This window comes from Nocardiopsis sp. TNDT3 (assembly GCF_003427465.1).
Taxonomy (GTDB): Bacteria; Actinomycetota; Actinomycetes; order Streptosporangiales; family Streptosporangiaceae; genus Nocardiopsis; species Nocardiopsis dassonvillei.
This window is the reverse complement of sequence record NZ_QPFC01000330.1, coordinates 1-5,793: the sequence shown is the minus strand read 5'-3', so window position 1 is coordinate 5,793 and position 5,793 is coordinate 1. Positions and strand designations below refer to the sequence as shown.

5 protein-coding genes are annotated in these 5,793 nt (G+C 67.6%); 4 read left to right on the top strand and 1 reads right to left on the bottom strand.

What is annotated here, in order from left to right:
* Nucleotides 1–57: 57 nt before the first annotated feature.
* Nucleotides 58–531: a hypothetical protein gene (locus DQW06_RS09000; RefSeq protein WP_013155530.1), complete on the bottom strand. Its 474-nt coding sequence runs from the start codon at nt 529–531 to the stop codon at nt 58–60.
* 665 nt (nt 532–1,196) lie between these two features.
* Between DQW06_RS09000 and DQW06_RS08995 the strand changes: the two genes are divergently transcribed.
* The 4 genes from DQW06_RS08995 to DQW06_RS08980 all read left to right on the top strand — a co-directional run.
* Entirely contained in the window at nt 1,197–2,900 is a 1,704-nt protein-coding gene (locus DQW06_RS08995; protein WP_013155529.1) for an ABC transporter family substrate-binding protein, read from the top strand.
* Nucleotides 2,901–2,985: 85 nt separating this feature from the next.
* On the top strand, nt 2,986–3,996 hold the full coding sequence (locus DQW06_RS08990; RefSeq protein ID WP_013155528.1) for an ABC transporter permease: 1,011 nt from the start codon (nt 2,986–2,988) through the stop codon (nt 3,994–3,996).
* The gene (locus DQW06_RS08985; RefSeq protein WP_013155527.1) at nt 3,989–4,909 is read left to right on the top strand and encodes an ABC transporter permease; all 921 of its coding nucleotides are present in this window, start codon (nt 3,989–3,991) and stop codon (nt 4,907–4,909) included. The genes DQW06_RS08990 and DQW06_RS08985 overlap by 8 nt, the downstream gene beginning before the upstream one ends.
* Nucleotides 4,906–5,793: ABC transporter ATP-binding protein (locus tag DQW06_RS08980; RefSeq protein WP_198662409.1), on the top strand; the 888-nt coding region annotated here is incomplete at its 3' end. The genes DQW06_RS08985 and DQW06_RS08980, both read left to right, overlap by 4 nt.

Here is a 5,793-nt window from a genome sequence, read left to right as displayed (position 1 = left end):
GCAGGGGGCGGACCTCGGGAGGGGTGGGCGCGCGCCCCGGGGGAGCGGCCGCCGCGCTCAGGACGTCAGGGAGCGCCCGCGCGGCGGGATGCCCGCCACCGCCATGAAGGACTCGACCCGGGCCGGGCTGGTCATCCCGGTCAGCGGAAGGTAGGCACGCGAGGTGCGGCGGCTCTGGAGCGAGGGGAAGCGCTTGGGGCGCCCGGCGTTGTCGTACAGGCCCAGGGAGCGGATGCGGCCCGGCAGCACGTAGTAGGAGCCGATGTCGTGGAAGGGCACGCGCACGATGTAGCGGCCCCGCTGGTAGCGGAACTCGCCGTCGGAGACCTCCAGGACGGGCGCCTTGATCATGTGGCCGTGCGCGGCCAGGGCGGCGCCCATGAGGGCCAGGAGGACGCCGAGGGTGATGTTGGCCCAGTGCGAGACGTCGACCGCGATCGCCAGGGCGCCGAGAGCCACCAGACCGTAGCCGCCCCACAGCTCCAGGTGCTTGCGGCCTACGGGGCAGACCAGGCGGACTGTTTCGGACACGGCACAAGCCTCTCTCAGTGGGCACCGCGGGTGGGATGACGGCAATCGCCGTTCAAAACCCTATCGGCTCCGGCGGCGCGTGGACGGTGGTTTCGGACAACCGGAGCTGTGGATTTCCGTACCTGCCTGGTGTGGTCTGCGCCTGCCTGAGGGGTTAGGGCGCTTGTGTCTGATTAACATCACGTCATCCTATGTTTGTTGCATTCTGTTTCCTGTGGGAGTCGCCATGAAGGCGAACGGGGGGCCGTCGCGAACATTCGGGATTATATGTGTACTTTGGGGACTTTTGTCCGTTTTCCTCTGTGTAGTCATTTGGGACGTTCGGGTAGTTAAACGACGTTTACTTTACCTTAGCCGTTGTTCGCCGACGTAACTAGCCCGCAATGTATTTCTGGCTTGTCCGAATCCGGAGAGGGGGTCCGTTCTCCTGGGTTCGGGCTCTGACCTGCGGTGACCCTCATGTCTGGACGGGGTATGGACTTTGTGTCGGCGGCTCGGTGCGATGGGCGCGAACCGGTTGCGGATGGGTCACGAATCCAGCAGTAGGGCTATACAGACATTTCGCTCAATGGTCTTCTGATCGACTAATCGCCTAGTTCTGCGGGGCGTGTGCGAACCACACAACCCCGAGGTTCGGCTCGTATTAGTGATCAAGGGTGTAACTGATGCACAAACGAAGGAAGACGCTCGCGCTCGCCGCGGCGGGCACCTCCGCTTTGATGGTGCTGACCGCCTGCAGCGGCGGCGGTGGTGGCGAAGGCGAGCAGGAGAAGGAGGTCACATGGGTGATCAACAGCCTTCCCGCCGCCTGGGGAGCCATCAGTAGCGCCGGAGGCAGCGTCTACGTCATCCAGGCACTCTCCGGCGTCGTGCCCTTCACCGGGCAGTACCAGCCCGACGCGACGTACGAGTACGACATGGACGTCCTCGCCGAGGAGCCCACCCTCATCAACGACAATCCCGACGAGGGTCCGTTCCAGTTCAGCTTCACCCTCGCCGAGGACGCCGTGTGGAACGACGGCACGCCGATGACCGGCGAGGACCTGCGGGTCACCATGATGATGTCGGCGTCCCCCACCGAGGGCTACTGCGACACCTGCGACTCCCGCGGCACCACCGGCGCCGACATGGTCGAGGAGGTCGAGGTCGACGGCAAGACCGCGACCTTCACCCTCAAGGAGGGTCTGTCCAACCCCGAGTGGATGGGCATGTTCGACGCGCACAGCGTTGGCGGCGGCTTCTACCCGGCGCACCTGGCCGAGGAGAACGGCTGGGACGTCGACGACCCCGCGCAGCTCGGCGAGTACTACGCCTGGCTGCACGAGACGCGCCCCGAGTGGTCCGGCGGCCCCTACCAGATCGTGGACGGCGACCTGGAGAACCAGGTCGTCAAGGAGCCCAACCCCGAGTGGTTCGGTGAGACGCAGCCCGCGCTCGACCGCATCATCATGCCGTACAACACCGACGAGGGCACCTTCATCCCCGCCTTCCAGAACGGCGAGATCGACGGCGCCAACCCCGCGCAGTACAGCGAGGACATCATCACCCAGCTCCAGGGGATGGAGACCGCCACGCTCACCATCGGCGAGGGCAACATCTGGGAGCACATCGACATCAACACCGAGAACGAGTGGCTCTCGGACGTCGAGCTCCGCAGGGCCGTGTTCACCGCGATCAACCGCGACGAGATCGCCAGCCGCAACTTCGAGGCCGGATACCCCGAGTACGAGCTGAAGAACAACCACATCTTCGGCAGCGACAGCGAGTACTTCGAGGACCTCGTCTCCGAGTCCGGGCAGGGCAGCGGCGACGTCGAGGCCGCCACCGCGATCCTGGAGGAGGCCGGTTACGAGCTCGACGGGGACACCCTCATGCTCGACGGCGAGCAGGTCGGCCCGTTCCGCCTGCGCAGCACCGACACCGTCATCCGCAACAACTCCGTGCAGCTGATCCAGGCCCAGCTCGCCGAGATCGGCATCGAGACCACCATCGAGATGACCGACGACCTGGGCACGATGCTGGCCGAGCAGGACTACGACATCGTCCAGTTCGGCTGGAGCGGCAGCCCGTACTTCGCCTCCAGCCCCGAGCAGTTCTGGCACTCCGAGAGCACCAGCAACTTCGGCGGCTACTCCAACGACGAGGTGGACGAGCACGCCGAGGCCACCGCGACGGCCGCCAACCTGGACGAGGCGGCCGAGCACGCCAACGCCGCCGTGGCCGCCGTGGTCCCGGACGCCTACGTCCTGCCGATCGTGGCCGAGCCCAACTACTTCTTCGTGAACGACAGGCTCGCCAACGTCGAGGACAACCTCCAGTCCAGCTACCGCGCCACCTACAACATCGGTGAGTGGGACCTCGCCGAGTAGTTCGCGGCACAAGGCCCGTGGCCCGGGCCCGGGAGAACCTCCCGGGCCCGGGCTGGTCCTCGTCCACCCCTGAAGGATCACACTCATGCTCGTTTACACGGTGCGGCGCGTCCTGGGCGCGATACCCATCCTGATCCTCGCGTCCGTGCTCACCTTCGTCCTGATCGACGTCTCCGGTGATCCCCTGACAGAGCTCAGGATGCAGCAGCCGCCCCCGGACCCCTCGGTCATCCAGCTCCAGGAGGAGCGGCTCTACCTCGACCGGTCCATGCCCGAGCGCTACTGGCTCTGGATCACCGGCATCGGCGGCAACGGGGACATCGGACTCCTCCAGGGCGAGTTCGGCCCCTCCACGCAGAGCAACAGCTACGACATCGGCGCCAACATCGCCGAGCGGCTGGGCACCACCCTGCGCCTGGTGGGCGCGTCCATGGTCTTCGCGCTGGGCCTGGCCGTCCTGGCCGGCGTCGTCAGCGCCATGCGCCAGTACTCCAAGCTCGACTACACGCTCACGTTCATCGGCTTCCTGGCCCTGTCCATGCCCGTCTTCTGGTTCGCGGGCATCATGCAGCAGGCCGGTGTCAGCTTCAACGACCTGGTGGGCGACCAGGTCCTCGCCACGATCGGCGACGGCGTCTACCAGGCACAGGGCGAGGACTTCTGGGGGCTCGTCACCAACGCCTTCGCCTACATGACCCTGCCCACGATCGTGCTGATGCTGACCAGCTTCGCCTCGTGGAGCCGGTACCAGCGGACCTCCATGCTCGAGGTGCTCAACAGCGACTACGTCCGCCTGGCACGCGCCAAGGGCCTGCCCAACCGCGTCGTCATCCGGCGCCACGCGTTGCGCACGGCCCTCATCCCGCTGACCACGGTGGTCGCCGTCGGCATCGCCGGGATCATCGACGGCGCGGTCCTGACCGAACGCGTCTTCCAGTGGCGCGGCCTGGGCGAGTTCTTCATCACCGCGGTCGAGAAGAACGACTCGTACGCGCTGATGGCGTGGCTGCTGCTCAGCGGTGTCATGGTCATCGTGGCCAACCTCATCGCCGACCTCCTGTACGGCGTGCTCGACCCGAGGATTCGCTATGAGTGAGAAGAGGGCGCCCCAGGCGCCGCGGAGCGCCGACGCCGAGAGCGTCGGAGGTGCCGAACGCACCCAGTTCCAGATGATCCTGTCCCGGTTCCTGCGCCACCGGGCCGCCATGATCAGCCTGGTCGTCCTGGTGGTCGTCGTCCTGGCCGCCTTCGTGGGCCCGCTCCTGTGGAGGTGGGACCACACCGTCCACCTGGAGATCCCGCCGAGCGTGCCGCCCAACGCGGACCACCCGCTGGGCACCACCACCGCCGGGCACGACGTCCTGGGCCAGCTCATGCGCGGCGCCCAGCAGACGCTCAAGGTGGCGTTCACGGTGTCGGTCATGGGCACCGTCATCGGCTCCCTGTGGGGCGCCACGGCCGGTTACTACGGCGGCCGGATCGACGCGCTCATGATGCGCGTGGCCGACGTGTTCATGATCGTGCCCCTGCTGGTGATGGTCGCCGCGATCGCGGGCAACGCCCGCGCCGGGACCACCTGGTACGCGGTGGCCCTCATCATCGGCTTCTTCTCGTGGGCGCAGATCGCCCGCGTGGTGCGCAGCGTGGTCCTGTCCCTGCGCGAGCAGGAGTTCGTGGAGGCGGCCAAGGCCGCGGGGGCCTCGCCCGGGTGGATCATCGTCCGCCACCTGCTGCCCAACGCGGCCGGGCCGATCATCGTCGCCGCCACGCTGCTGATCGCGGTGGCGATCCTGCTGGAGGCGGGCATGTCCTTCCTCCAGTTCGGCATCCAGCCCCCCGACATCTCGCTCGGCCAGATGATCAGCGACGCGCGCACGGCCGTCTCCACCAGGCCCTGGCTGTTCTACCCGCCGGGCCTGCTGCTGCTGGTGATCTGCCTGACGATCAACTTCATCGGCGACGGGCTGCGCGACGCCCTCGACCCACGACAGACCATGGTGCGGCGATGACCACGACTGACCAGATGAGCAACGAGGAGACCGCCCCGGCCGGGACCGGCGACGTGGTCCTGGAGGTCAGCGACCTCAGCGTCACCTTCCCCTCCGACGACGGGCCGCTGCCCGCCGTGCGCGAGGTGTCCTACGTCCTGCGCCGGGGCGAGGCGCTGGGGATCGTGGGCGAGTCCGGATCGGGCAAGTCCGTGACCTCGATGGCGATCATGGGGCTGCTGCCCAAGAACGCCCGCGTCGAGGGCTCGGCCAAGGTGCTGGGACAGGAGGTCATCGGCCTCAAGGACGCGCAGATCAGCAAGGTCCGCGGCAACAAGATCGCGATGATCTTCCAGGACCCGCTGACCTCGCTGAACCCCGTCTACACCGTCGGCTACCAGATCGCCGAGGCCGTCCTGGCCCACCGCAAGGTGGGCAAGAAGGCGGCGATGGCCCGGGCGCTGGAGCTGCTGGAGCTGGTGGGGATCCCCAGCCCCGAGCAGCGGATCAAGCAGTACCCGCACGAGCTGTCGGGCGGCATGCGCCAGCGCGTGGTGATCGCCATCGCGATGGCCAACGAGCCGGACGTCATCATCGCCGACGAGCCGACCACGGCCCTGGACGTGACCGTCCAGGCCCAGGTCCTGGAGGCGCTGGAGGCGGCCCGCAAGGAGACCGGCGCCGCCCTGGTGCTGATCACCCACGACCTCGGCGTGGTGGCCGGGCACGTCGACAGGATCGGCGTGATGTACGGCGGCCGCCTCGTGGAGATGGGTCCCGTGGAGGAGGTCTTCTACCGCCCACGGATGCCCTACGCCCTCGGTCTGCTGGGGTCGCTGCCCCGCCTGGACGAGGACCGCCACGAGCGGCTCACCCCCATCGTGGGCACCCCGCCCTCCCTGCTC

Bases quoted from the DNA above. Each gene is read 5' to 3' on its own strand.
- DQW06_RS08985 (WP_013155527.1), top strand. From the start codon at position 3,989: ATGAGTGAGAAGAGGGCGCCCCAGGCGCCGCGGAGCGCCGACGCCGAG.
- DQW06_RS08995 (WP_013155529.1), top strand. From the start codon at position 1,197: ATGCACAAACGAAGGAAGACGCTCGCGCTCGCCGCGGCGGGCACCTCC.
- DQW06_RS08990 (WP_013155528.1), top strand. From the start codon at position 2,986: ATGCTCGTTTACACGGTGCGGCGCGTCCTGGGCGCGATACCCATCCTG.